This is a genomic window from Chitinophaga sp. NPDC101104 (assembly GCF_050277495.1).
Lineage (GTDB): Bacteria > Bacteroidota > Bacteroidia > Chitinophagales > Chitinophagaceae > Chitinophaga.
Map to the genome: position 1 here is coordinate 331,073 of NZ_JBNNSF010000004.1, position 26,755 is coordinate 357,827.

Annotated in this window: 20 protein-coding genes; 11 read left to right on the top strand and 9 right to left on the bottom strand. The window is 54.7% G+C overall.

The genetic code is table 11. The features are described 5' to 3' along the window. Positions 1 to 108: 108 nt before the first annotated feature. The 3 genes from fabG to lptB form a co-directional block, all read right to left on the bottom strand. Positions 109 to 858: a 3-oxoacyl-[acyl-carrier-protein] reductase gene (gene fabG / locus ACQKLP_RS25145; protein ID WP_427325851.1), complete on the bottom strand. Its 750-nt coding sequence runs from the start codon at positions 856 to 858 to the stop codon at positions 109 to 111. 64 nt (positions 859 to 922) lie between these two features. Then, positions 923 to 2,446, bottom strand: a complete 1,524-nt coding sequence (locus ACQKLP_RS25150) for a GH3 auxin-responsive promoter family protein (RefSeq protein ID WP_427325853.1) — start codon at positions 2,444 to 2,446, stop codon at positions 923 to 925. 29 nt (positions 2,447 to 2,475) lie between these two features. Further along, positions 2,476 to 3,243 (bottom strand): LPS export ABC transporter ATP-binding protein, encoded by a 768-nt coding sequence (gene lptB, locus ACQKLP_RS25155; protein ID WP_341841982.1) that lies wholly within the window; start codon positions 3,241 to 3,243, stop codon positions 2,476 to 2,478. 148 nt (positions 3,244 to 3,391) lie between these two features. Here lptB and metF point away from each other — a divergent pair, with 148 nt between their 5' ends. Further along, entirely contained in the window at positions 3,392 to 4,345 is a 954-nt protein-coding gene (gene metF / locus ACQKLP_RS25160) for a methylenetetrahydrofolate reductase [NAD(P)H] (protein WP_427325854.1), read from the top strand. 202 nt (positions 4,346 to 4,547) lie between these two features. Here metF and ACQKLP_RS25165 read toward each other — a convergent pair whose 3' ends face one another. The 4 genes from ACQKLP_RS25165 to ACQKLP_RS25180 form a co-directional block, all read right to left on the bottom strand. After that, positions 4,548 to 5,249 (bottom strand): porin family protein, encoded by a 702-nt coding sequence (locus ACQKLP_RS25165; protein ID WP_427325855.1) that lies wholly within the window; start codon positions 5,247 to 5,249, stop codon positions 4,548 to 4,550. A gap of 322 nt (positions 5,250 to 5,571) precedes the next feature. Further along, positions 5,572 to 6,186, bottom strand: a complete 615-nt coding sequence (locus ACQKLP_RS25170; protein ID WP_341841985.1) for a porin family protein — start codon at positions 6,184 to 6,186, stop codon at positions 5,572 to 5,574. An 81-nt stretch (positions 6,187 to 6,267) separates the two neighbouring features. After that, positions 6,268 to 6,966 carry a porin family protein gene (locus tag ACQKLP_RS25175; protein WP_427325857.1) on the bottom strand — a complete coding sequence of 233 codons (699 nt, stop codon included), beginning with the start codon at positions 6,964 to 6,966 and terminating at the stop codon, positions 6,268 to 6,270. Positions 6,967 to 7,063: 97 nt separating this feature from the next. Continuing rightward, positions 7,064 to 8,467, bottom strand: a complete 1,404-nt coding sequence (locus ACQKLP_RS25180; protein WP_427325859.1) for a redoxin domain-containing protein — start codon at positions 8,465 to 8,467, stop codon at positions 7,064 to 7,066. A 42-nt stretch (positions 8,468 to 8,509) separates the two neighbouring features. Between ACQKLP_RS25180 and rlmD the strand changes: the two genes are divergently transcribed. From rlmD to ACQKLP_RS25215, 7 genes are all read left to right on the top strand, one after another. Continuing rightward, the gene (gene rlmD, locus ACQKLP_RS25185) at positions 8,510 to 9,916 is read left to right on the top strand and encodes a 23S rRNA (uracil(1939)-C(5))-methyltransferase RlmD (protein ID WP_427325860.1); all 1,407 of its coding nucleotides are present in this window, start codon (positions 8,510 to 8,512) and stop codon (positions 9,914 to 9,916) included. A gap of 113 nt (positions 9,917 to 10,029) precedes the next feature. Then, the gene (locus ACQKLP_RS25190; RefSeq protein ID WP_427325862.1) at positions 10,030 to 10,800 is read left to right on the top strand and encodes a rhomboid family intramembrane serine protease; all 771 of its coding nucleotides are present in this window, start codon (positions 10,030 to 10,032) and stop codon (positions 10,798 to 10,800) included. Positions 10,801 to 10,845: 45 nt separating this feature from the next. Then, positions 10,846 to 11,790 carry a rhomboid family intramembrane serine protease gene (locus tag ACQKLP_RS25195; protein WP_427325863.1) on the top strand — a complete coding sequence of 315 codons (945 nt, stop codon included), beginning with the start codon at positions 10,846 to 10,848 and terminating at the stop codon, positions 11,788 to 11,790. Positions 11,791 to 11,863: 73 nt separating this feature from the next. Continuing rightward, positions 11,864 to 12,934: an endonuclease/exonuclease/phosphatase family protein gene (locus ACQKLP_RS25200; protein WP_427325864.1), complete on the top strand. Its 1,071-nt coding sequence runs from the start codon at positions 11,864 to 11,866 to the stop codon at positions 12,932 to 12,934. A gap of 125 nt (positions 12,935 to 13,059) precedes the next feature. Next, on the top strand, positions 13,060 to 14,181 hold the full coding sequence (locus tag ACQKLP_RS25205) for an endonuclease/exonuclease/phosphatase family protein (protein ID WP_427325866.1): 1,122 nt from the start codon (positions 13,060 to 13,062) through the stop codon (positions 14,179 to 14,181). Between the two features lie 86 nt (positions 14,182 to 14,267). After that, the gene (gene cysS, locus ACQKLP_RS25210) at positions 14,268 to 15,764 is read left to right on the top strand and encodes a cysteine--tRNA ligase (protein WP_427325868.1); all 1,497 of its coding nucleotides are present in this window, start codon (positions 14,268 to 14,270) and stop codon (positions 15,762 to 15,764) included. A gap of 11 nt (positions 15,765 to 15,775) precedes the next feature. Then, positions 15,776 to 16,384 (top strand): DNA-3-methyladenine glycosylase family protein, encoded by a 609-nt coding sequence (locus ACQKLP_RS25215; RefSeq protein WP_427325869.1) that lies wholly within the window; start codon positions 15,776 to 15,778, stop codon positions 16,382 to 16,384. 11 nt (positions 16,385 to 16,395) lie between these two features. On the opposite strand, the gene ACQKLP_RS25220 is transcribed toward ACQKLP_RS25215, so the two are convergent. Further along, complete coding sequence (locus ACQKLP_RS25220) at positions 16,396 to 17,034, bottom strand: hypothetical protein (RefSeq protein ID WP_427325871.1); 639 nt, start codon at positions 17,032 to 17,034, stop codon at positions 16,396 to 16,398. Positions 17,035 to 17,610: 576 nt separating this feature from the next. Here ACQKLP_RS25220 and ACQKLP_RS25225 point away from each other — a divergent pair. The 3 genes from ACQKLP_RS25225 to ACQKLP_RS25235 all read left to right on the top strand — a co-directional run bounded on the left by ACQKLP_RS25225 (position 17,611) and on the right by ACQKLP_RS25235 (position 23,361). Next, positions 17,611 to 20,700: a SusC/RagA family TonB-linked outer membrane protein gene (locus ACQKLP_RS25225; RefSeq protein WP_427325873.1), complete on the top strand. Its 3,090-nt coding sequence runs from the start codon at positions 17,611 to 17,613 to the stop codon at positions 20,698 to 20,700. A gap of 10 nt (positions 20,701 to 20,710) precedes the next feature. Further along, positions 20,711 to 22,492, top strand: a complete 1,782-nt coding sequence (locus ACQKLP_RS25230; RefSeq protein WP_427325875.1) for a RagB/SusD family nutrient uptake outer membrane protein — start codon at positions 20,711 to 20,713, stop codon at positions 22,490 to 22,492. 401 nt (positions 22,493 to 22,893) lie between these two features. Beyond that, positions 22,894 to 23,361 (top strand): hypothetical protein, encoded by a 468-nt coding sequence (locus ACQKLP_RS25235; protein ID WP_427325877.1) that lies wholly within the window; start codon positions 22,894 to 22,896, stop codon positions 23,359 to 23,361. 138 nt (positions 23,362 to 23,499) lie between these two features. On the opposite strand, the gene ACQKLP_RS25240 is transcribed toward ACQKLP_RS25235, so the two are convergent. Continuing rightward, entirely contained in the window at positions 23,500 to 26,490 is a 2,991-nt protein-coding gene (locus tag ACQKLP_RS25240) for a glycoside hydrolase family 3 N-terminal domain-containing protein (RefSeq protein WP_427325879.1), read from the bottom strand. Positions 26,491 to 26,755: the final 265 nt, after the last annotated feature.

Sequence of the window (26,755 nt, forward strand, 5' to 3'; positions counted from 1 at the left end):
ATAATCCCTGTTCCCGCAATTTTCCTCTTTTTCTGCCGCATACATCTGCCGACAAAAAAAGGCGGACCGTTTCCGGCCCGCCTTCATCATATTTCAATGAATTGATTATCAAGTATTAAGACCGCCGCAAACGCTCAAGGTCTGGCCGGTAACGTAGGCGCTCATATCGGAAGCGAGGAAGAGGCAAACGTTGGCGATATCGTCGGGGGAGCCGAATTTACCCAAAGGAATTTTGTCGAGGTAAGCTTTGGCGCCTTCGCCGTCTTTCAGGTAATGGGTCATATCGGTTTCGATGAAGCCCGGTGCCACGGAGTTTACGCGAACGTTGCGGCTGCCCAGCTCCTGCGCGATGGATTTCGAGAAGCCGATGATCCCCGCTTTGGAAGCCGCGTAGCTGCTCTGGCCCGCGTTGCCCTTGATCCCGATGATGGAGCTCATGTTGATGATACTGCCTTTTTTGGCTTTCATCATCGGGCGCACCACCAGCTTCGTCATATTGAATACGCTTTTCAGGTTCACGTCCATCACCTCGTCCCACTGCTCGGGGCTCATGCGGAGGATCAGGTTGTCTTTGGATATCCCGGCGTTGTTCACGCAAATATCAACAGTGCCGAACTCTTTCACCACATCGTTTACCAGCGCTTCGCATTCTTCGAACACGCCGGCGTTGCTTTTGTACGCTTTTGCTTTCACGCCGAGCGCCTGCAGTCTGGCTTCGAGCGCTTTGGCTTTTTCATCGGAGCTTACATACGTAAAAGCGACATGTGCGCCCTGTTCGGCGAACTTCAGCGCGATCGCTTCACCGATCCCGCGGCTGGCACCTGTAACGATGGCTACTTTGTTGTCCAGTAATTTCATTGTAACTGTGTAGTTTTAACTTTAGTCTGATGATGAGTGAAGGTATTGAAAATTACACCTTTCCCTATTGTTTTTCAATAAACCGGAGAATTTCTTCCAGCACATTCCTTTCGTTGTTGAGGCGCGGCACTTTGTGCTGTCCGCCCAGTTTGCCCTTGCTTTTCAGCCATTCCGTGAAGGTCCCCGGCTTGAGGGCGTGCATCGTGGGCCGGCGCAGCGCCATGTCTTTATGCCGTTTGGCTTCGTAATCGGAATTGATGGTTTTGAGCGAGCGGTCGAGGATGTCGATAAACGCGTCGAGGCTTTCGGGTTGCTGTTCGAACTCGATGAGCCATTCGTGCCCGCCGCAATCGCCGTCGCTGAAATAGATCGGCGCAGCCGTATAATCGTTCACCACGGCGCCTGTTGCGGCGGCCGCTTCGGCGATGGCCTTGTCCGAATTGTCGACGATCAGTTCTTCTCCGAACGCATTGATAAAAGACTTCGTGCGCCCGCTCACCCGGATGCGGTAAGGCGCGAGGGATACGAACTGCACGGTATCGCCCACCAGGTACCGCCAGAGGCCGCCGTTGGTGCTGATCACGAGCGCATAGTTCTTGCCCAGCTCCACCTCGTGCAGCTGCAGGGTGTGGGGAAATTCCTTCCCCAGCTCTTCCATCGGCATGAATTCGTAGAAAATGCCATGCTGGAGGAACAGGAGCAGCCCTTCCTGCCCGATCACGTCCTGCGCGGCGAAGAAGCCTTCCGAAGCGTTGTACGATTCCAGGTAGCTCATATCCGGCTTGCGGATGAGCTTTCTGAACTGTTCGCGATAAGGTGTGAAGCTCACGCCGCCGTGCATGTACACTTCGAGGTTCGGCCACACGTCGGCCAGGTTGTCTGTGCCGGTCAGCTCGAAGATCCGTTTGATGAGCACGATCGTCCAGGTGGGTACCCCGGCGATGTTGGTGACATTTTCGTGGATCACGGTGCTGGCCATCCGTTCGATCTTTTCTTCCCATTCGTCCATAAGGGCGATGGAGAGGTCGGGCGTGCGGAGGAGGTTGCCGTAAAAGGGCATATTCTGGAGCATCACGGCGCTCAGGTCGCCGTAATAACTGTCGGAATCGGGGGAAAGTTTGTTGACCTGGTGGCTGCCGCCGATCACGAGCGATTTGCCGGTGAGCACGTCGGAGTCCGGGTAATTATTATAATATAAAGAAAACACGTCGCGGCCGGAGCGGTAATGGCATTCGTCGAGGCTTTCGACGGATACGGGGATGAACTTGCTTTTATCGGCGGTGGTCCCGGAGGATTTGGCGAACCATTTGATGGGCGTGTTCCAGATGACGTTCTGTTCTCCTTCCATGACGCGCTGGATGTAGGGCTTCATGGTTTCATAGGAATGAACGGGCACTCTTTGCTTGAACTCTTCGACTTTATATATTTTGGAGAATCCGTACTGTTTGCCGAACTCGGTGTACTGCGCGGCGCTCAGCAGGCTCTGGAAGACCTGCTGCTGAACCTGCAGGGGGTACTGCATAAAGTGCTCTATGCGCCCCATCCGTAGTCTGGCCAATTGCGACAGGGCTGGACTTAATATCTTCATACCGGTTTATAGCAGGGTTTTGTTATAGGTTATTCTACTTGTTTTGCTGCTTCGTCGAGGTAATCTTTCCTTCGGAGCACGAAATTCTGGCCAAGATACACTTTTCTTACCTGTTCGTCTTCCGCGAGTTCTTCGGCAGACCCGGCTTTGAGGATTTTGCCTTCGAAAAGGAGGTAAGCGCGGTCGGTGATGGAAAGTGTTTCCTGCACGTTGTGGTCGGTGATCAGGATGCCGATGTTGCGGTATTTGAGTTTGGCCACGATGCCCTGGATATCTTCCACGGCGATGGGGTCGATGCCGGCGAAGGGCTCATCGAGGAGGATGAACTTGGGGTCTACGGCCAGCGCCCTTGCGATCTCGGTACGGCGCCGTTCGCCGCCGGAAAGCACATCGCCGGGGCTTTTGCGGACGTGCTGGAGGCGGAACTCGCTGAGGAGGCTTTCCAGTTTCTCCTTCTGCTGCGCCCGGGTCAGCTTCGTCATTTCCAGCACGGCGGAAATATTGTCTTCCACGCTGAGCTTGCGGAAAACGCTGGCTTCCTGCGGCAGGTACCCGATGCCCATCTGGGCCCGTTTGTACATGGGCAGTTTGGTAATGTTCAGATCGTTGAGGAATACCTCGCCCTCGTCCGGCTTGATCAACCCCACTACCATATAGAAAGTAGTGGTCTTGCCCGCACCGTTGGGGCCCAGCAGCCCTACGATCTCGCCCTGCGTCACCTCCACCGAAACGTGGTTCACCACCGTTCTGCTGCGGTAGCGTTTCACCAATTGCTGGGTATGTATCCTTAATGCCATAGTTAGAATCTCGGCAAAAATAATAAAATCAGCGAATGGACAAGGGTTTTGCGCCAATCAGATGAAGGATTTTAACCATTTATTGGCTATTAGCTAATTATTGGGGGATATATTATTTTTGCGGGGCTTCAAAAAGCAAAGACCAACAATGAAAGTCACCGAACATATCGCCCAGGCGAAAGACACCCTGATCTCCTTCGAGATCCTGCCACCGCTGAAAGGGAAAAGCATCGACTCCATCTGGGACCACCTGGACCCGCTGATGGAGTTCAAGCCGGCATATATCAATGTCACTTACCATCGCAGCGAGCATATGTTCAAGAAGCGGGCCGACGGGAGTTTCGACAAGGTGGAGATCCGCAAGCGCCCCGGCACCGTGGGCATCTGCGCCGCGCTCATGAACCATTATAAGGTAGACGCCGTGCCCCACCTCATCTGCGGCGGCTTCTCCAAGGAGGAGACGGAAAACGCCCTCATCGACCTGAACTTCCTCGGGATCGACAATGTGCTCGTGCTCCGGGGAGACGCACCCAAAAACGAAACCTTCTTCGAAGCCCATCCCAACGGCCACCGCTACGCCCTCGAACTGCTCGAGCAGGTGGTACAGATGAATAACGGCATGTACCTCGAAGAAGACCTCCAGGGAGGCATCAAAACCAAATTCTGCATCGGCGTGGCCGGCTATCCCGAAAAGCATTTCGAAGCCCCCAACCTGCAGACCGACATGAACTACCTGAAGAAAAAAGTAGACGGCGGGGCCGATTATATCGTTACCCAGATGTTCTTCGACAATAAAAAATTCTTCGATTTCGTGGCCAAATGCCGCGAAAACGGCATCAATGTGCCCATCATCCCCGGTCTCAAGCCCCTCACTTCCAAAAAACAACTGACCGTGCTCCCGCGCATCTTCCACGTGGATATGCCCGACGAGTTCGCCAACGAGGTGCTGAAATGCAAAACCGATAAAGACGTGGAACTGGTTGGCACCGAATGGCTCATCCAGCAGTCGAAGGAACTGAAAGCCGCCGGCATCCCCGTGCTGCATTATTACACCCTCGGCAAACCCAAAGTGGTACAGGCGGTGGTTTCGGCCATCCAGTAAAAATGGAAAACCATTGCGTGGATACGCAATGGCTGTGTTTCCCTATAACTGTCACACCTTTGTTTAGAAAACTTATTGGTGATGTATTGCTTGGTATTATGACGCCTGCCATTCACCTTACCCCTACCCGGGTATAAAAAATAAAAAGAGAAGGGACCACCGCATGGTGGTCCCTTCTCTTTTATCTGGTATCGATAATCCCTTAATAATCTTCCCGGTTGAACAGGAAACCCACGCTCAGCCCCACATACTGGTTTCGGCTGCGGGTAAAACCGCTGCGGTCCACATCTTTCATCCCGATATTGCAGTTGGCGGCGATGGTCAGCGAGCTGAAGAACTCGTACCCTACTGAAAAATGCGCACCGGCGTCCCAACGGCTCATCCGGATGACGTCGGCATCGTCCCCGCCACCCGAAAACCTTACTTTCCGGTACTCATGGCTCTGCACTTGCCCATCGCGCGTGGTCTGGTAAGTATATCTCCCGCTGAGGCCATAACCCAGGTAGGGGCCCAGCCCGCCGGTGAGGTAACCTTTTCCTACAGGCAATTTATACACAACGTTCAACGGTAATTCAAGATAATTCAGCTCCATCCGCCGGCCTTTGGAAACCAGCGTCCCCGGAACGTCCGGTTTCAGCCAGGGCTGATCACGAATGGTAGCGCCTTTCCGGATGTATCGGAAATACGGCTGCAGGTAAATCCTGTTCGCTAACGGGATGTTCAGCAACAGGTCGGCATGCCAGCCATAGAGCGGGTCCATGTAACCTTTGCCGATAATGTCGGCGGCATCTCCGCTGAATTCAATGTTGGATGCGTTCATCCCTCCCCTCACGCCTACACTGACCTGTCCAAATACAACGGGGGTTACATACATGAGCATGCACACGATTAAAGCTCTCTTCATGGATATAGTTTTAGGGGGCCCGACGATCCTAAGGCTGGCATAATCGAAAAAATTGGAGCGTAATTCGGTTAGGGGTCCTGTAATCGTCGTCTACTGTCCTTTGTAATGCGGTCGCAAGCTACTACAAAGAAGATTGAGTTTCATTGTATAAACGTCCGTAATAACCAATTGTTAACTTAAATTTCCGATTTCAGGTCCCAAAGCGCCGTTTTGGCTGCTGAACCGTTGATAGTGAGCCCCGTAGGCGACAAAAAAAAAGTCAGACATGGACTCGGTCCACGCCTGACTTTTTAAATATTGATTGTTGCGATGAAAGCGCCGGTTAACGGCCCGCGAACTTGTAACCTACGGTGACGCCGAAGGAAGTGTTGCGGCGGGAATTGTCGCTGTTACCGTTCTGCTGGATATTCACCAGGCCCAGGTCTGCATACAGCCCGAAGTTCAGGCCCTGGGGCAATTCATAACCGAACTGGAGGTTGGCACCCGCGTCGAAACGCTTGATGTCGTTGTCCCAGTCGATATCACGGCTGCCCGTGATGCCGAACGCCTGGCCTTCCAGCTTACCGCCCAAGCCCATGGCGAAGTACGGACCAGCACCGAGATACAGGTTACCCGATCCTACTTCCGGCTTGAACATGAAGTTGACCGGCAGCTGCAGGTAGTGGATGCGCATCTTACCTTCGAAATTCCCGTTTTTCTCCTTACCGCCCTTGCCGGAGTACAGCAGGCTCGGCTGGATAACAAATTCGTCGGCCAGCGGAAGATCTACCGTAACACCGCCACGAAGACCGGTCAATAAATCGCTGGTTTCCTTGTTGCCGTTCAATTTATACGTCTGGCTGGAAAACTGCGGTCCTGCCACCACCCCGAATTTAACCTGGGCAAATGTGGCGCCTGCCATCAGCATGGCTGCAACGGACAAGAGAACTTTTTTCATGATATGTTTTTGTTGTTTTAGGAAAATGTTGCTTTACGGATGTTAGTGTTGACTAATAAACTGCCATCCGGTCCAAATTGTTTACTTGCTGCGGCCGAGCAGGTAGCCGACGGAAAAGCTCCAGACCCGGTTTTTACCCTTGTCGTCCGAACTGTTGTCTGTCCCGGAAAGGATTTTACCGAAGCCGAGGCCGTACTGGGCAGACAGCAGGAAATTCTTGTATTCGATACCGGCGAGGAGGTTACCGCCATAGTCGAACCGTTTGAATTTATCGTACCCTTTGTTGGGATCTCCATCGTTGAACGGGGTATCGTCGTCCCACTTGATATTGCTTTCGCCGGAAGTTTTGATACCGGCCACGGTGGTTTCCCATTTGTTTTTACCGCCAACGCCGAATGCTGCGTACGGGCCGGCGCCGAGGAAAATGCGGGTGTCTTGCCCAACGGGGATTTTACCTACGAAGTTTACGGGAACCTCTATGTAGCGGGGGCCGGTCGTTGTTTTGAAGTAGTTGAGGCCGTCAGACTCGCCACGTTCGAGTTTTGTGCCCTTACCGGTGTAAAATACGCCCGGCTGCAAAGAGAGGACGGGAGAAAGCGGAAGGTCCGCGATCGCGCCGATGTGGAATGAATTCAGGGAACGGCTTTTATCGACCGAACCGCTGTTTGCGTCCGAAACGTTTGCCACGTTCCAGCCGCCTTTTACACCTACTCTTACCTGGGCCATTGCAGCAACCGACATGCCGATCGCCACACAAGTTAACATCATCTTTTTCGTCATAACCTATAGTTTTGGTGATGACAGGTTGATTCCAAAGAACGTGCCAAAGGAAGCAATTGGCTATTCAACAAACTGAAAACCATCAAGATACGTTCAACTACTTTTGGTTATCGCCGCCCGTCGCCCGTTTCAGAAATTCATCTAATTGGGTGACGCCGAGACGTTTTGCCAGGATTTTCTTCCGTTCATCGAGCAGGTAAACGACCGGTGTGGCGTATACGTCGTAGAATTTACGGTAGTTCGTTTTGTATTCGGGGTCCCAGGCGTGGACCCAGCCGGTCATTTTGTTGTCGCGGATGAATTTGGTCCATTCTTCGCGCGTGCCGTCCGTCCGGACCCCCAGCATCGTAACCCCTTTATCTTTCCAGCTGGCCTTCCAGGCGGAGTCGAGCTTCGGTACTTCGGTGATGCAGTGGCCGCAGGTGGGGTCCCAGAAAACGATCACGGTGTATTTGGATTTGATGTCGTACAGGCTGGTTTTACGGGCGGAGGTATCCTTCAGTTCCAGCGGCGCCGCCTGCTGCCCGATGAGGTTCGGCGCGATGGTATAGGCACGGCTGATGATCTTGTCGCGCAGCTCGTCGCTCAACCAGAACGCTTCCCCGGTCACGTAATATTTTTCCACGAGGTGAACGAAAACCGCGTCCATCCCCATGACCGGGCTCGTTTCATAGGTATGCGTCAGCCACCAGACCACAAACTTGAAAGATTCCTTGTCTTTCCGTGTTTTGGCGACGATTTTGTCGGCCTCCAGGATCACGGAATCGGGCACCGGCGCCACGAGCTGCTTGAAATAGCGTTCGAGGCGGGCTTCGAGGATGGGCGTGCGCACGAGGCGCCCGTCGCCTAAATCCACATCGTCCCAATAATGTCCTTTATAATAGAAGTACGGGTAGGTGGAATCGGCCGTTCCGTCGGCACGCCGGGGAACGGGGGGGACCTGCGGTTCGCGCATGGCTTTGAAAATAGCGGCCAGCAGCGATGCGGGATGTTTCGAGATGACGTTGGCCCGGTAATCCTGGAGCTGCTTGCCGAAGGCGTCTGACAGGGGGCGGAGCGCCGCGGAGTCTGCCGCGGTACGGGCGGCCGAAGCTTTGGCCTGCAGCTCGCGGCTATTCTGGAGAATGAATTTGTTGTAGTCGGAGAACAGGGAATTGTCCGGGCTGCCGGTAAAAACCGTGTTGCCCAGGAGGTCGGCCGTGTCTGCCTGGATGGAAAACTGCTGCTTTTTATCGAGCAAAATCTCGAAATACTTTTGCTTTCCGGGCAATACGACCAGGTAAATGCCGCCGGGGAGGGCTTCCTTGCCCTGGAGCACGGCGGTGCCTTTATCGTTGATCTTCGCGGAATCCATTACATAAGTGGTTTTGCCCATATAATGGCCGAGGTACAGCGTGCCGGACGGCAGGTCCCGGAAACTGACGGTGATCTGGTAGCCCTGCGCATGAAGGGATAAAGTGCTGCAAAGGCAGCCGAGCAGGAGAGTTAGCAGTTTTTGCATAGGAGGAATAAAAGTAAATAAAACCGTCCTACCTTTGCACCCGTGAGGAAAAAAAATGTAGTACTTGAAAATGTGCCCGTAACCGGCTATGCCGCTGAAGGCAAAGCCCTTGCGCGGGTAGACGGCAAGGTGATCTTCATCGAAGGCGGCGTAGTGCCCGGCGATGTGGTAGACGTTCGGCTGTCGAAAAGCAAAAAAGACTGGGCCGAAGGCAAAGCCACCCACATCCGGAGCTATTCCGGCCAACGAACGGAGCCTTTCTGTGAACATTTCGGCATTTGCGGAGGTTGTAAATGGCAGATGTTGCCCTACGACCAGCAAATGGCTTACAAACAACAGCAGGTGGAAGATAATCTCAAACGCATCGGCCACCTCGAATTCCCGCCTCTGGAACCCATCCTCGGCGCGGAACACATCCGCCGTTACCGGAACAAGCTGGAATTCACCTTTTCCAACAAGGCGTACCTGACCGATGCGGAAATGCCGGCCAAAGGGGAAGAAATCCCCCGCCGCAACGCTATCGGCTTCCACATTCCGCGCCTTTTCGATAAGGTGCTGGATATCAAGACCTGCCACCTCATGGAGGAACCGGCGAACCTGATCAAGAACACCATCCGGGCTTATGCCGAAAAGCATGACCTGTCATATTACGACATCCGCCAGCAAACCGGCTGGCTGCGCAACCTCGTGCTGCGCATCTGCTCCACCGGCGAAGTAATGGCCAACCTTGTGGTCCATCATGAAGACGAAGCCCTGAAAGGCCTCCTCGATCACCTGCTGGAACAGGTTCCCGCCATCACGACCCTGCTTTACACCATCAACCCGAAGAAAAACGACAGTATCTTCGATCTCGAGCCGAAAACCTGGTTTGGCAAAGGATATGTGGAAGAGAAACTGGAGGACTTTACCTTCAAGATCGGGCCGAAATCGTTTTTCCAGACCAATACGTTCCAGGGCGAGGCACTGTATAAAGTGACGCGCGAATTTGCGGGACTGACCGGTAAGGAAACGGTGTACGATCTGTACTGCGGTACCGGCAGCATCGGGATTTTCGTGTCGCGGCAGGCGGGCAAGGTAGTGGGCATCGAGCTCATCCCCGAAGCCATCGCCGATGCGAAAGAGAATGCGGCCATGAATAACGTGACGAATGCGGAATTTTTCGCGGGGGATGTGATCGACATCGCCGACGATGCGTTTTTTGCCGCCCATGGCGCGCCGGACGTGATCATTACCGACCCTCCGCGCGCAGGCATGCACGAAAAACTGACGGCCAAACTGCTCGAAGTAGCCGCGCCGCGCATCGTGTACGTATCCTGCAACCCCGCCACGCAAGCGCGCGACCTCGCCCTGCTGGCCGAAAAATATACCATCGAACGGGTGAGGCCGGTAGACATGTTCCCGCACACCCACCACATCGAGAACGTAGTGCTGCTGCAGCGCAGATATTAATATTGCAGCGTGAAGAGGTAAAAGAGATTGACAGTAACCATCACGAATAAGTAACGGTCATGAGTGAGATGAGACCCGGAGGTTTCCGGTATTTACCACTGGTTATCAAATATTTGTTAATCATCAACGTCGCTGTCTGGCTGGCCCAGGTGGCGCTGTTGCAGATGTACGGCTTCAAGCTGAGCGATTATCTCGGGCTGCGGTACTGGGGGAGCGAATACTTCCGGCCGCACCAGTTCATCACGCATCTTTTCCTGCACGACGAGAGCAATTTCCTCCATGTTTTCTCGAACATGTTCGCCCTATGGATGTTCGGCTCCACGCTCGAAAACCGCTGGGGGCCGAAGCGCTTCCTGAATTTCTATCTCATCTGCGGCCTCGGCGCGGCGCTTTGCCACGAATCCGTGCTCACGTACGAGAACATGCAGCTCTCCAAACTCGCACAGGCATTTTACGATCATCCGACGCTCGATAATTTCCGGGTGATCGTCGACAAATACGGGATCAACGAGATGCAGAGCTTCGTAGATGCTTGGCAGCGGCTGCCCGCAGACTCAGATCAACTGGTCTGGCAAACCAAACATTTCGTGTCCGTTTTCGTGGAAGAAGTTAAAAATATTCCCACGGTAGGGGCATCCGGTGCGGTTTTTGGGGTATTGCTGGCTTTCGGGTACCTGTATCCCAATCAACAATTGTTCATCATTCCCATTCCGTTCCCGATCCGGGTTAAATATTTCATCGGCGGGTACATTTTGTGGGAATTGTATGTCGGGTTCAAGAACCAGGCGGGGGATAACGTAGCGCATTTCGCGCACCTGGGCGGAGCGCTTTTCGCCTACATCCTGTTGAAGATTTGGGGCGAGCGAAGCGATCCCCGCAGTTAATGACCTTTTAAAAAAATCGTATTTTTGCATACAAACACCAGTGCCATGGAAGTAGCAGAAAAAGAGCGGACCCCGGGCCTGTCCCTCGGAGAAGAAAAGAACATGGTAACCCAGCTTCTGCTAGTGAACATTACCGTATTCATCCTCTTGTACTTCATCAAGATCATTTTCTTCATGGAAGGGTACCAGGAGCAGCATTTCGTTCGTGATATCATGACCAACACCATGGTGTCCGCCTCACCGGGTACCCTGCTTGCCAAACCCTGGACCCTGCTCACGGCGATGTTCGCGCATCTCGACTTCTGGGATATTTTCAGCAATATGGTCTGGCTTTTCGTGTTCGGCACCATCCTGCAACAGCGCGCCGGATACAAACAGATTCCCGTAGTTTACGTGCTCGGCAGCTTCGCCGGATACGCCACTTATATGGCCGCCGTTAATTTACTGCCCGGCGTTTTCCCGCCCGTAACCGCCGGTTCCGGCATCATGGGCGCGCATGCCGGCGTGATGGCTTTGGCCGCCGGTATCACCTTCCTTTCCCCGGGGCTCCGCGTGTTCCCCCAGCTCTGGCGGGGCGGGGTGCCCGTATGGATCTTCTTCGGGATTTTCCTCGTGGTACACATCGCTTCGGTGTCGATGGGAGACGGCAGCATGACCAACCTGGCTTACATGGCCGGGGGCGCCATCGCCGGCGCTGTTATCGCACTGGCGCTGCGGAACGGCAGCCGCTTCGGAGACAGATCTTTCGACCTCTTCTACAACATCACCCATATTTTCGATCCAAAAAAAAAGTTGGGCCGCAAAGCTGAGGAAAGCGCCACTTTTCCCGAGCCGCCTTCCCGCAACACGCCCCTGCCCTACGTAAAAGTGGGCCAGGTACCGGAACACCGCATCAACGAAATCCTCGACAAGATCAACGACCAGGGCATGGAAAGCCTCTCGCCCGAAGATCGCGAAATCCTCATCCGCGCCAGCCGCGACGAAGAATAACACGGATTTTACAGAAAATGCGCAGCAGCTTTATTATTTTAGCTGTTCAACATCCCATGCCCCATCGCCTGTTATGAAGTTATCCCGACTCTTCAACATTCGCATTGCGACCTACGTCATTTCACTGATGCTTGTTGCCTCCGCCTGGCTGCCGCTTGCCAGACCGAGAAATTATATGCCCTTCGGCTTCGCCGGCCTCGCCTTTCCCGTTCTCTGGGTCATCGTTATCATACTGATGGCCGTGTTGTGGAAAAAGCAACGCCGGTACTGGCGCATCCCGCTGCTGGCACTGGTTCTGTCTATCCGCGGCATCATCCCGTATTTCGCGTTCGGCGGCATCCGCGGCGATGTGGACGCCTCCGCGAAATCGTTCACCGTCATGACTTTCAACTCCTCCAGCATGGGGTTGAAAAACTATAAAACCGATACGCCCGTCGTCGGCAAAATCGATGAAGTGCTCCGCGAAGCTTCGCCGGACATCCTTTGCATGGAGGAGTTTTACACCAATTCCCGGCCCGACCGCGACCGGCATCTCCAGCGCATCCGCGAAGCCGGCAAATATCCTTACCATTACTTCGCCCCGCATTTCGTGAACTGGAAAACCTGGCATTACGGCACCATCGTCTTTTCCCGCTTCCCCATCATCGATTCCGCCCGCATCCCGTTCAAAGGCGGTTATGGCCGCGACGAAGATTTGCTGCGGCTGCAGCTCCTCGTGCATGGCGATACGGTAAGCCTGCTGGTGGCGCACTTCGCGTCGTACCAGCTCAACAGCGACCAGTACAACTTCCGCAGGGCCATCCTGCCCTTCAGCGGGCGGAGGCTCACCAAAAGGCTCATCGCGCATCAGGCCAATATCCTGAAAGATGAAATGGAAAAAATACCCGGACCGGTCATCGTGACGGGCGATTTCAACGACGTTCCCCTTTCCTACACCTACCACACCGTTCGCGGCAACCGGCTGCAGGACGCCTGGCTGGAACGGGGATTCGGGCTGGGGAGGACTTTCTCCTCCATCTCGCCCACCTTGCGGATCGATTACGTGCTGCCCGACGAGCGTTTTTTGGTGGAAGACGTGAAAGTGTACCGGAGCCGACTGCTGCAACATTTTCCCCTTTCAGCGCGTTTATCTTTGCGCCGGTAAAGCGGGTCCGTCACACAATAAAGAGATTTTGCATACGAAACCGGCTGTTCCACAACCTGGCATTACATTTATTAACGTATTGTCAATTAATGATTTAAATTTATAGCAGCCAAACATTTGACCTGTTGAAATTTTTACGACTTTTTACAAAAGGGTTTTTCCTCACGGTGAACATCCTTGTTGTTGTTTTTTTCCTACTGGCCTGCCTGGTCCCTTTCATTTCCCCGGTACGGTTTTGGCCGATCAGTTTCCTGACCCTCGGGTTTCCTTTCCTGCTGGCCATCCTGGGGCTTTTTCTCATTTTCTGGCTCATCTTTCATCCCAAATACGCGCTCATCCCGCTGGTAGCGTTATTGCTCGGCTGGAAGTCGGTTTCCTCCTTCGTGGCGATCCGCTGGCCGCAGAACTGGGACACGGCCGACCGGCCCGACGGGAGCTTCAACGTCATGAGTTTCAACGTGGCGCTGTTCGGGCTGTACAGCACCAAGAACAGCAAGCCCGTGCGCGATTCCATTTTCAGGCTGATAGAGCGGTATGAGCCGGATGTGCTGTGCCTGCAGGATTTTTATACTTCCGAAAAAAAGAACGATTTCAATAACCGGGAAGATATTTCGCGGGAACTGGATATGCCCCACCGTTTCTTTTCGAGCGATTTCAACAGAAACGGTTCCCAGCACTGGGGGAGCATCATCTTCTCGAAATTCCCCATCATCCTTTCCGACAAAGTGAAATTATCGAGCGGCCCACTGGGCGAAAGCCTCATTTTCGCCGATATCGTTAAGGGAAACGACACGGTCCGCATCATCAACATGCACCTCGAATCTTTCCGGTTCAACAAGGAAGATTACCAGTCTATCAACAAGGTGAAAGCCCAGAAAGACACGGGGCTCGTGGCCACGCGCGGCATCCTCTACAAAATGCGCGACGCGTACGTCCGCCGGAGCCGCCAGGCCGTGATCGTAGCCGACTTCATCCGGACGAGCCCGCACCCCGTGGTGGTTTGCGGCGATTTCAACGACACCCCGGCCAGTTATACCTATTATACCATCCGCGGCAACCTGCAAGACGCGTTCCTGCAAAAAGGCAGCGGTATCGGCCGGACTTTCTCCGGCATCTCGCCCACCCTGCGCATCGATTACATCTTCGCAGACCCCGCGTTTACCGTCCACGGCTTCCGCACCATCCCCACCGACCTCAGCGACCATTACCCCGTGATCACCAATTTGCGGTTCGGGGAGGACGAATAAGCTTCATAAGTTTGTCTTCGGCTTTTGGCTAAAAAATTCGAAATTAGGGTGATAAAATGCGAAATTCGCCCCTCGAACCTTTTGATATGTCAGAACAGCTTAAACTACACAATACCCTAAGCCGACAAAAAGAAGTATTCACACCGTTGTATCCCGGTCACGTGGGCATGTACGTGTGCGGACCCACCGTTTCGGGGGAATCGCACCTCGGCCATGCACGCCCGTTCATCACGTTCGACGTGCTGTACCGGTACCTCCTGCACCTGGGCTACAGAGTGAGATACGTCCGCAATATCACCGACGCCGGGCACTTTGAGGAAGAAGGAAGGGACGCGGAAGACAAGATCGCCAAAGGCGCGCTGCTGGAAAAACTGGAGCCCATGGAACTGGTGCAGAAATACACCAACCTCTTCCACTGGGCCATGGAACAGTTCAACAATCTCCAGCCCAGCATCGAGCCCACCGCCACCGGCCACATCGTGGAACAGATCGAAATGATCAAAAAGATCATCGACGACGGATTCGCATACGAAGCCAACGGCTCGGTGTACTTCGACGTCAAGAAATATTCCGAACAACATCATTACGGTATCCTCAGCGGCCGCGTCATCGAAGACCAGCTGGAAACCACCCGCGAACTGGATAACCAGGACGAAAAGCGGAACAAGGTCGACTTCGCCCTGTGGAAAAAAGCACCGCCCGAGCACCTCATGCGCTGGCCCAGCCCCTGGGGCGACGGCTTCCCCGGATGGCACATCGAGTGCTCCGCCATGAGCGGCAAATACCTCGGCAAACAGTTCGATATTCACGGTGGCGGTATGGACCTCCAGTTCCCGCACCACGAATGCGAAATCGCCCAGAGCACCGTTGCACATGGAGACATGATGGCCCGCTATTGGGTCCATAACAACATGATCACCATCAACGGGAAAAAGATGGGCAAAAGCTACGGCAACGTCATCCGCCTCACAGACCTCTTCGCCGGTACGCACCCGCTGCTGGAAAAGGCCTACAGCCCCATGACCATCCGTTTCTTCATCCTCCAGACCCATTACCGCTCCACGCTCGACTTCTCCAACGAAGCCCTGCAAGCCGCGGAAAAAGGGCTGGCGCGCCTCTGGGCTGCCTTTGAAACGCTCCAGAAACTGGAATACGCCGGCAACGGAAGCCCAGTCAACGATGAGCTAGACAAACAAGTGCGTGAGTTCTGCGACGATTGCGCCGCCGCCATGAGCGACGATATCAGCACCGCCCGCGTACTCGCCAATCTCTTCGAACTGGCGCCCATCGTCAATTCGCTCCGAGGCGGACAGATAAAAATGCACGAGCTCAGCGAATCCACGTTCGCGCTGCTCAAAACCACCTGGCAAACGTTCCTGGTAGACATCCTGGGCATGCGCTCCGAAGAAACCGCCGACACCGGCAAGCTCGACGGCGTGCTCCAGCTGCTGATCGACATCCGGAAGGAAGCCAAGGGCCGTAAAGATTACGCCACGTCCGACAAAATCCGGAACCAGCTCCAGGCCATCGGTATCCAGCTGAAAGACGAGAAAGACGGGACCGTTTCCTACGCCATCGATTAATCGGAATCAACATGACACCGCACGAAGTTTACATTCAACATCTTCGTAAGGATAAAAAACTGCAAAAGATCGTCTCCGCCCCGCTGGAAGTACTGCCGGTGCGGAAAAACATCGCGCTGAAGCTCGTAGGCTCCATTATGAGCCAACAGTTGTCGGTCCGCGTGGCGGAGGTGATCTACGGCAGATTCCTGGCGCTTTACGGCGGCAAGGAGCCCAAACCCCAACAAATCCTCGACACGCCGCCCGAAACCCTCCGCGCCATCGGGCTTTCCAACGCCAAAGTCTCTTACGTCCACAACGTGGCCCGCTTCGTGATCGAAGAAAAACTGACCGACGCGCGCCTCCACAAAATGAGCGACGACGAAGTGATCGCCTACCTCACCCGCATCAAGGGCGTGGGCCGGTGGACCGTCGAAATGCTGCTCATGTTCTACCTCGGCCGGGAAGACATCTTCTCTCCCGACGATCTCGGCATCCAGCAAGCCATGACCCGGCTGTACAAGCTCGACCCATCCGACAAAAAGCTGCACCGCGCACGGTTGCTGGAACTGTCCGCCAAATGGGCGCCCTACCGTTCACACGCGTGCCGGTACCTCTGGGCCTGGAAGGATGGTGAATAATAAATTGAAACTCAAGGGAAAGCGTACGAAGTAACGTACGTCGTGTCTGTCGGGCTTTCCAGCTGGATGAGCCCTACCCCTTTCGCGTAGAAATTCGTGAATATTTCCTGTGCGGGATAAACCGGGGGAACGGAGGCTTCCGTCCTGACGCCGATCACATCTTCGAAAGTCTGCCCCTGTTTCGTGGTTTTGGGCGAACCTTTCTGGACGATGGTGTGCGTAACGGTGACGTTGACCTTCCCGAGTATGGGAATATCGACGAGCACGGATTCCGTCCACGACCCGCCGGGCGGCAGGTTATCGCGGAGGTAAACGGTGTGGAATTTATCTGCCGGCGCACCGGGAATGTCCGAAAAATCGGCCATGGTTTCATATTCCCCGCCACCGCAGCGGAAGAGGGATTTATCACCCATGTCCACATCCTCGAGCACACGCCAGGGCTGGCCGCTGATCATGGAATCGCCTTTTACGAGGAGCGTGTAGCGCAGCGTATCCGTTGACCCGTCTACCGTATTATAGGAAAACGTAGCGCCTGTGAAATAGGGCGCATAATCGCAGGTTGTACCCTTAATGGGCGTTTCCTTGCTTTTTTCCTTTGTGCAGGCCGAGAAGGCCAGTACGGCCACAGCCAGTAAGAGTCTTGCTTTCATGAACATGCAGTGTCAGGACTAAGTTACCGGATATTTTCTAAACTTTATTATGTCCATCTTACACTTATTTAGAAAATATTTAAAGAAAAACTTGATAACTTAACTGCTGAGATCTGAATCGAACGAGTTCATCTATTTATTGAACGAAACCCGACACGTTATGCGAAACTTTCCACGTTACGGCTGTGCCAAACTTTTGGCCATGCCATCATCTTTCCGGGAGGCCAGTCCGCCTCCGCGTTTTTCTCGACAAGCAGCCAGACCCGATTGCGTGTAGCCCGATTTGTTGCCCGGTTGTATGATATGGAATGATAACAGTGAATTATTGCATCGGTAATTAGAAGATCTGAATCGAGCCCGTTGCCATTTTTTTTGAATAAACCTAAATAGAAAAAATTATGCTAAACATTCCACGTTGTGGCAAAGCCGTGCCCATGGCTATGCTTCAAGCTTTCCACTAATTTTCAACGATGGGTTGATACGACACAGTGAATAAGTCATTGACGAATTGCATCGGTAATTATTGAATCGATACCAGTTACTATTTTTTTGAACGAAACCTAACACGTTACAGTTATGCGAAGAATTCCACGTTATGGCGGAGCCATGCTCATGGCTGTGCTCGCCGTCTTTTCAGGAGACATGCCCGTCTCCCGCGCCCAGTCTGTCCAGCAATCTACCCAGCAAACGGTCAGGGGTAAAATCAGGGATGGCAAGAACGTCTCCCTCCCCGGCGTAACGGTAGTATTGAAAGGCACTACCAAAGGGACAGTTACAGATGAAAAAGGGAACTTCACGCTTAACGGCGTGGAACCCAATTCCGTGCTCGTGATCCAGTTTATCGGGTACGAAACCCAGGAGCATCCGCTCAACGGCGCCTCATCCGTCACCATCACCCTCAAGGAAACGGAAAGTCAGCTCGACGAGTACGTGGTGACGGGGTATGGCGTCACCAAGAAAGTGACCAAAACCGGTTCGGTAAGCACGGTGAAGGGAGAAGAAATCAAGCAGGCGCCGACGGTGAACGTGTCTAACGCGCTGGTGGGCCGCGTTTCCGGGCTGATGGCCCTCAACAACAGCGGCGAGCCCGGGTACGACGGTTCCCGCATCCTCATCCGCGGCCGGAGCACCTTCAACAACTCCGACCCGCTCGTGGTGATCGACGGAATTCCCCGCGACGGGTTCCAGCGGCTCAACCCGAACGACATCGAGAACATTTCGGTGCTCAAAGACGCGTCCGCCGCCATCTTCGGTTCCCGCGCGGCCAATGGCGTAATCCTCATCACCACCAAGCGCGGTAAAACGGGCAAGCCTACACTGAGCTACAGTTTCAACCAGGCCTTCACTCAACCCACGCGCATTCCCGAAATGGCCGATGCGCCTACGTATGCCAAGATCGTAAATGAAATCAACGTGAACGCAGGCGGAACGGCGCCCTTCACCGAGCAGGACATCCAGAAGTTCGCTTCCGGCTCCGACCCCTGGACGCATCCCAACACCGATTGGGTGGGCGAAGTGGTGAAGCCCCTCAGCAGCCAGAACCGTCACGACCTCTCGCTGCGCGGCGGGTCAGACAAGTTCATTTACTTCGTTTCCCTCGGAACGCTTTTCCAGGACGGGATTTTCAAGGAAAGCGCCACCAAATACCGGCAGCATAACGTCCGCATCAACCTCGACGCGAACGTCAACAAATACTTCACCGTCCGCCTCGACGTGGCAGGCCGGCTCGAAGACAGGAACTTCCCGCCCAGGAGCGCCGGTTCCATCTTCCGCGCACTCCTCCGCGGACGGCCCACCGAAGCCGCCGTCTGGCCCAACGGACTGCCCGGCCCCGACATCGAATACGGTGATAACCCAGTGGTAACCAGCACCAACGCCATCGGGTACCAGAAAGACAAAACCTACATCCTCAACAGCAACCTCGGCGCCGTGCTCTACATTCCGCAGGTGGAAGGCCTCTTCCTCGACGCTAACTTCGCGCTGGACCAGTCTTTCAACTTCAACAAACGCTTCATCAAGCCCTGGACGCTGTATTCCTTCAACGGCTTCGATCAAAACGGCCAGCCGAAAGTTTCCGGCTCCAACCGCGGCGTGTCTGCCCCCGAGCTGGAAGAATGGTTCAACCAGGGCCAGAACATTACCCTGAACGGTAAGATCAACTATATCCGCGCATTCGGCAAACACAACGTGGGCGGCCTGGTTGCGATAGAACGCAGCGAGCAGCGCGGCGACGCGGCATGGCTCAAAAGGAAATATTACCTTTCAGGCTCCGTTGACCAGATCAATGCCGGCTCCAACGACGAGAAAGACAACAGCGGCAGCGGGTTCGAATACGCCCGCCTGAACTATTTCGGCCGCTTCTCCTACAACTACGCGGAAAAATACCTGTTCGATTTCAACTGGCGGTACGACGGATCGCAGAACTTCCCCGAAGGCCGCCGGTTCGGTTTCTTCCCAGGCGTTTCCGCCGGCTGGGTGTTGAGCAGCGAACCGTTCTGGAAATCGACGTTCGGTTCCACGATGGATTATTTCAAAATCCGCGCGTCTTACGGACAAATGGGGAACGATCTCATCAAGGCGTTCCAGTACGTACAGACTTACAACATCATCGCCAACGGGCCCGTTTTCGGCGGTACGCCCAACAGTGCCATCAACCCGTCTACCATTCCCAATCCGTTCATCACCTGGGAGCGGTCCAACAACACGGACATCGCGCTGGAAACGAAGCTGTTCAATGGATTGATCGGGCTGGAAGCGGAGTTCTTCTTCACGCACCGTAAAGACATCCTCGCGCCCCGCCAGGCTTCCATCCCGTTGTATACCGGCATGACGCTGCCGGATGAGAACATCGGCGAAGTGAAGAACAAAGGCGTCGATCTTCACATCACCCACAAGCGCACCGTGAACAAGTTCACTTATGAAATCGTGGCGAACATTTCCCACGCCAAAAACAAGATCGTGAACTGGGACGAAGCGCCGAACACGCCCGAATGGCAAAAAGTGACCGGCAAACAGATCGGCGCACCGCTCTATTACCGCGCTATCGGCATCTTCCGCGACGCCGATCACGTGAACAGCTATCCTCATGTGGGCGGCGCGCGGCCCGGCGACATCATCTTCGAAGACCTGCCCACCAAAGACGGCAAGGGAGACGGGGTGATCAACGACCTCGACCGCATCCGGATCGACCGTTCGGAATACCCGACCTGGAACTACGGGCTGACGCTGGCGGCCAATTATCGCAATTTCGACGTGACGATGCTGTGGCAGGGCGCCACCGGATCCAGCCAGTACATCCGGACGGAATCCGGCCTCATCGGCAACTTCCCCATGAAGATCGCAAACGACCGCTGGACGACCGACAACATCGACGCATCCATGCCAAGGCCGTACGACCGTGACCGTGAGTACTGGGTGAGCCGTCCGAACTCGTTCTGGTTCTGGAATACCGATTATCTGCGGCTGAAGACGGTGGAACTGGGGTACACCATCCCCGAGCGCCTCCGGAAACGCGCGGGCATCGAAGACCTGCGGATTTACGTGAGCGGACAGAACCTCATTACGTTCGACAAGGTGAAGATCTTTGACCCGGAATCTCCTTCCGGCAGCGGACAATTCTATCCGCAAACGCGCATCTTCAACGTTGGCCTGAACCTCACCTTATAAAACAAGCGTCATGAAAAGAACAATCCAACACCTTACATATATGCTTCTTGCGGCGATGACGTTGTTTTCTGCTGCGTGCAACAAAGACATACTGAATAAAAAGCCGCTGAACGATTACAGCGACGAAGACGTCTGGAAAGACCCTCCGCTGGTGGTGGCTTACGTCAATAATCTGTACCTGCAGATGCGGCATGGCTTTAACGAAGTGATGCTCAGCTCGGTATCGGACGAAAGCCGCTTCATCCACAACTACGGTACCCAAACGGCGGTAACCGATGCGCTTTCGCCCGACGATCTCGGTGCATTCAACGACCGGTACGGCGAGTGGGAGAAATATTACCGCGCCATCCGTAACTGTAATATTTTCTTCGAGATGATCGGGAAAGTGCCGTTTACGGACGAAGCCCAGCGGCAGCGGCTCATCGGGGAAGTGCATTTTCTCCGCGCGTTCTTTTATCATACCCTCGTGCGTTATTGGGGCGGTGTTCCCCTGGTGAAGAAACCGTATTCGCTCGAAAACCGGGATGAAATGCTCATCGCCCGCGGATCGTTCGAGGAATGCGTGAATTTCATCGTGGAAGATTGCGACAAGGCCGCGGGTATATTGCCGCCGAAGCACGAACAACCCGGCCGTGCCACCAAATATGCCGCCATGGCCCTGAAAGCGCGCATCCTTACCTTCGCCGCCAGCGATCTGTTCAACCAGCCGAACATTCCGGCCGACCAGGCCTACCGCGGATATGTGAACGCGACCCCGGCCACGCAGGACCAACGCTACCAGAAAGCCCTCGACGCCGCCAAAGCGATCATCGACCTGAATGTTTTCTCCATCTACAAACCCACGTCCAACGCCACAGACAACTATACCCGCGTGTTCCTGGACAAGGATAATCCGGAGATCATTTTCGCGCGGTATTTCAATCGCCAGTTCCAGGGCACTTCGCACGATCTGTACAACGGGCCGAACGGGTACCACAACTGGGGCGGCAACGTTCCCCTGGAAAACTTCGTGTCCGGCTACCAGATGGCAGACGGTTCCAATTTCAGCTGGGCCAATCCCGCGCATGCGGCAAACCCTTACGCAAACCGCGATCCGCGCTTCTACGCAACGATTCTGTATAACGGCGCGAAATGGAAGAAACGTCCGGCCGATGCCATCGCCCTCGATCCTGTCGGTGAAATCCAAACCGGTAAATTCGAAAAGAAAAATGCGCAGGGCGCGATCGTTGTGCAAAACGGGCTCGACACGCGCGCCAGTGCGATCGAGAACTGGAACGGTACCTACACCGGGTATTACATCCGCAAGTTCATGGACATTACGCTCGACGCGCAATTCTTCCGGGGCGACCAGGCCTGGCCCTGGTTCCGTTACTCCGAGATTTTGCTGAACGCGGCCGAAGCGCTGATCGAGCTGAACAGGTTCGACGAAGCGCGCCCGCTGATCAATCAAATCCGCACCCGTGGTGGGATGCCGGCTTTGGCCAATACGGTTGCCGGCGATGCGCTCCGGGAAGCGATGCGCTACGAGCGCCGGTACGAGCTTTCGTTCGAAGATCACCGCTACTACGACGCCCGCCGCTGGATGATCGCCAAAACCGTGTTCACCGGCCCCGCGAACGGGATCGAGATCTTCGGGAAACTGAACCCCGACGGCACCACGTATACCTGGACGTACAAAGTGGTGAACAGCGGGCAGGACCGCGTCTTCTCCGACAAACATTACTTCGTGCCGATCATGGCGGCGGAGATCCGGAGGAACGATAAAATCAAACAAAATCCCGGCTATAATTAACAACCCGTTATCAATTAACAGACAATAGCGAACGAACGCCGCCAGGCCCCTCCGGCCGGCGGCGTTCGTGTATTTATTACGCTATCCATATGAAAAAAAATTTTCCCATTTTGATTTTTATATAGGGTTTAATCGTACTTTCGTTTTCCTGATTAACAGACGATTAACAACTTTAGCACGTCAGCAGCTTACAGACAGTTCCGATACCCCGTTCCAAAACAATCCACCGTTCGAGCAATTTACCAAGGCAATTACCTATCGATAACAAAAAGTCAACGATCTGCTCACATTTACTTAATGCCCGCTTAATGATGGCTTAACGACAAGGCTGGACCTTTGTGATGTCAAAAAGAAAGACACTTACGAAGCCAGAGAAAGTTAACTATTAAAATATCCAAGAAATGAAAAAGACATTTGTTGCAGCTCCAAAACGATTTATCACGGCAGTTCTGCTGATTATCGGCATCTCGGTGCAAGCCCTTGCGCAGGAAAGCACTTTCGCCTACGCCGCCGAGCCGGCCAACCGCGAAACCCGCGCAGAGAAAGCCCCTGAAGACGCCAACTACATGGTGAAAAGAGGATGCAAGATCGACATCGCACAGGAAGGCGCCCGCGGCCTGAAATTCATCGTGCAGATCGACAATCCCATGCAAGACAAACTTACCCTTTACATCAAAGACGGGAACAATAATACGCTTCACAAAGAAGCGCTCGACCTGAATTCATCCCGGTTTGTTGGCCGCTACAACCTCGAGAAGCTGGAAGACGGCGACTATACCTTTGAAATCAGAAATGGAAAAAATAAACTGGAAAAATCCGTTGTTATCAAAACGCAATACATGGTAAACCGCGCCGTGTCTGTCGAATAATAACCCCCCGGCTCTTCCAGCCCCATGTTCCCCACAGGCAGCCCGTGACCCCGTTCACCGGCTGCCTGTTTCGTTAACACCAAAAACAACGGGGCCGGCATAATTGCCGGCCCCGTCCCTATTTGAAATGCTTTTTTTCTACAACATCGCCTGGTACAACGTCTCCATCATATTCTCCCGCACCTTCAGGCTCGACAACTTGTAATTCGTTCCCCCGTTCGGGCAAACCCGGTTGCTCAAAAAGATGAAACCCAGGTTCTTCGCCGGGTCGATCCACACGCAGGTCCCCGTAAACCCGGTATGGCCGTAGGTTTGCGGGGAACAAGACTTGCAGGGATAAGGCTCCCGCCGCGTGGCGTTGTCTTTCTCGGGCTTGTCCCACCCCAGCCCGCGGCGGCTGATCCCGGAATGATACCCGGTGAACATCTGGATCGTGGCGGGACGGATGAACTGCATCCCGTTGTACGCGCCGCCGTTCAACAGCATCTGTACCAGCACGCCCAGGTCGCCGGCGCTGGAGAACAGCCCGGCATGCCCGGCCACGCCGCCGAACATCGCGGCACCGGGGTCGTGCACATCCCCGCGGATCCACTGCACCCTGAAATTGGACTCGAATTCCGTAGGCACCAAACGGCTCAGTGCCAGCCGGCTCCTCGGCTCGAAGCCGGTGGTCTGCAGGCCGAGGGGCTCGTAGAAAGTTTCGCGCACGTAATGGTCGAGATGCTGGCCGGTAAGGGCTTCCACGATCTTCCCGAGGAAAATGAAGTCATTGTCGCTGTAAATATACTGGCGGCCCGAAGGCAGCAATTTGCTGTCGAGTATCCGGCGGAACATGGTATCCTGGTACCGGCTTTCCATATACAGGTTTTCCGCTACCCGCACGGTGTGCAGGGAATCCTGCTGGGGGGCGAAAAGCAGGGTATCGGGCCAGCCGTTGGGCATGAGCGTTTCCTTGTAAAAGGGAATGTACGCCACGAGGCCCGCCTGGTGCAGCAGCACGTCGCGGATCGTGAGCCTTGCCTTGTCCGTCCCGCGCACCCAGGGCAGGTAGTCGCCCAGCGTGGCATCGAGCCGCAACTTGCCTTCGTCGTACAAGCGCATGACAGACAAGGTAGTAGCGCAGATTTTCGTGACGGAAGCCAGGTCGTACACGGAGCTGTCGGTCACTTTTTCGCGCTGACTGTAGTCGTAAAAACCGAAATTTTTATGGTAGACGAGTTTCCCGTCTTTCACCGCCAGCACCTGGCAGCCGGGAGCCGCGCCCTGGGCGATCATGTCGTACGCCAGCGAGTCGATCCTTTGCAGGATGGCGCTTTTCATGCCCACGCTTTCCGGATCGACGGTGGCTGCCGTTACGGCCGGGGTTTCGGGAACAAGGCTGGTCAGCCCGGTACCGAAGGGGAAATTCTCGCATACGGTCACGGGCAGTTTTCCTTTCGGCTGCAATTTGCCGAAAATCACGTTGGCCGCCGCGCGATGGGTAATACTATCGTCTTCATATCCCGCGATGATCGTGGGCGCGTCGCAGAAGTAACGGATGGCGTACGGGTTGCCGAACGCGACCGTCACGGCGGGCATTTCTTCCTGGATCTGGTTGATGACGGCCCTTTCCGCACGGGTGATGCCGTAATTGTTCGCCGGCCTGCGGCTGTAGTCCTGCAGCGCGATGATCACGGCGTCGTAGTCCCTTTTCAGCACTTTGACCATTCCGGCCACCTGCGCTTCGGTTTGCCTGGGGCTGAACACGTATCCCGCCACATCGGGGCGGTGGGCGCGGACGGCGGAAAGGAAGGTGTTGTTGCCGCCATCTACTCCCACGGCTACCACGGCAATTTTCTGCTGGCCGGGAACGGAGGATATGGGCAGGAGGTGATTATCGTTGCGAAGAACGGTGATGGCTTCTTCGGAAATCCGGCGGCGGAGCGGGAGCACCGGCGCGTTGAGGTCTGCGGCGATGTTCCGGGGGTCGATGGGCTGGAGCTGGGCCAGTCCTGCGTCGTATTTGGAGCGCAGCACTTTCTTCACGCGGCGGTATACTTCTTCCCGGCTTACCTGTCCCTTCCGGATGGCCGTTGCGATGGCCTGCACGCTCCCGCGCGCCGTGGAAGGCAGTTCCATGAGGTCGTTGCCGGCCAGCAGGCTCTGCAGCGATTCCTGCCCGTTGCTGTAATATTTGCGGATGCCCTGCATTTCCAGCGCATCGGTCACCACGATCCCGTCGAAGCCCATGTCTTTTTTCAACATGTCCGTAACGGTTTTGTAGGAGATGGAAGTGGGCGTGTTGGGCTTGTCGTCGATCGCCGGAACGTTCAGATGGGCGATCATCACGGAAGCTACACCGGCTTCGATGGCGCGGCGGAAGGGATACAGCTCCAGGGAATCGAGGCTGGCGAGCGACTTCCGGATTACCGGCAGATCGTGGTGCGAATCCACGTCGGTATCGCCATGCCCGGGGAAGTGCTTGGCGCAGGCCATCACGCCCACATCCTGCATCCCCTTGATGATGGCCACGCCGAGGCGCGCCACCTGGTATTTGTCTTCCCCGAAAGAACGGTCGTTGATCACGGGGTTTTCGGGATTGTTATTGACATCGAGAACGGGCGCGAAGTTGTACTGGATGCCCATCCGGCGGCATTGTTCGCCCATCGCCTTGCCCACTTCGTATATAAGCGCACTGTCTTGCACGGCTCCCAGCATGAGGTTCCGCGGGAAAGCGATGACGCTGTCCACGAACCGCATTCCAAGTCCCCATTCACCGTCTACTGCCACGAGCAGCGGTGTTTGGCTGGCCGCTTGCAGGCGGTTGACGAGGTGGGCCTGCCGCCCCGGTCCGCCCTGAAATGTCACGATGCCGCCGACTTTCACGTTACGGATATCGTTCAGAACGGCGGCAACATGGTCTGCCCCGAGGTTGGAATGCACGCGGATCATGATCAGCTGCGCGATCCGTTCTTCATGACTGAGGGAATTGAATACGCTGTCGACCCAGCGATCGGCCGGCCCGGGTCCGGGGCGTGCCTGCATGGTATTGTCCGTTAGGATGGATGGTTTCTCGAGCATGCTTTCCGGCCGGGCGGAAGCGGCCATGAGCAATCCGCTCAGCCCTGCTACCGTTAATAATCTCATCATGTCATAAACATAACAAAAATCCTGTGCATCCACCAGCGGGAATTGACTGACGGCGAACGCATTGCATTATTCGAATATATCTTTAGGACGGATGGTCAATTTGGGGCGGATTGATTTAATCATCGTCTACGTTTTTCCTTCTTTTATTGAATTATCTTTATTAATTTGGCTGATACATTCGCCAGAATTCAGTAATTACAATATTAATTACCAACTCATTCAATTTCTTATTATATTTGCACCTTACGGCCCGTTAATGGATGAA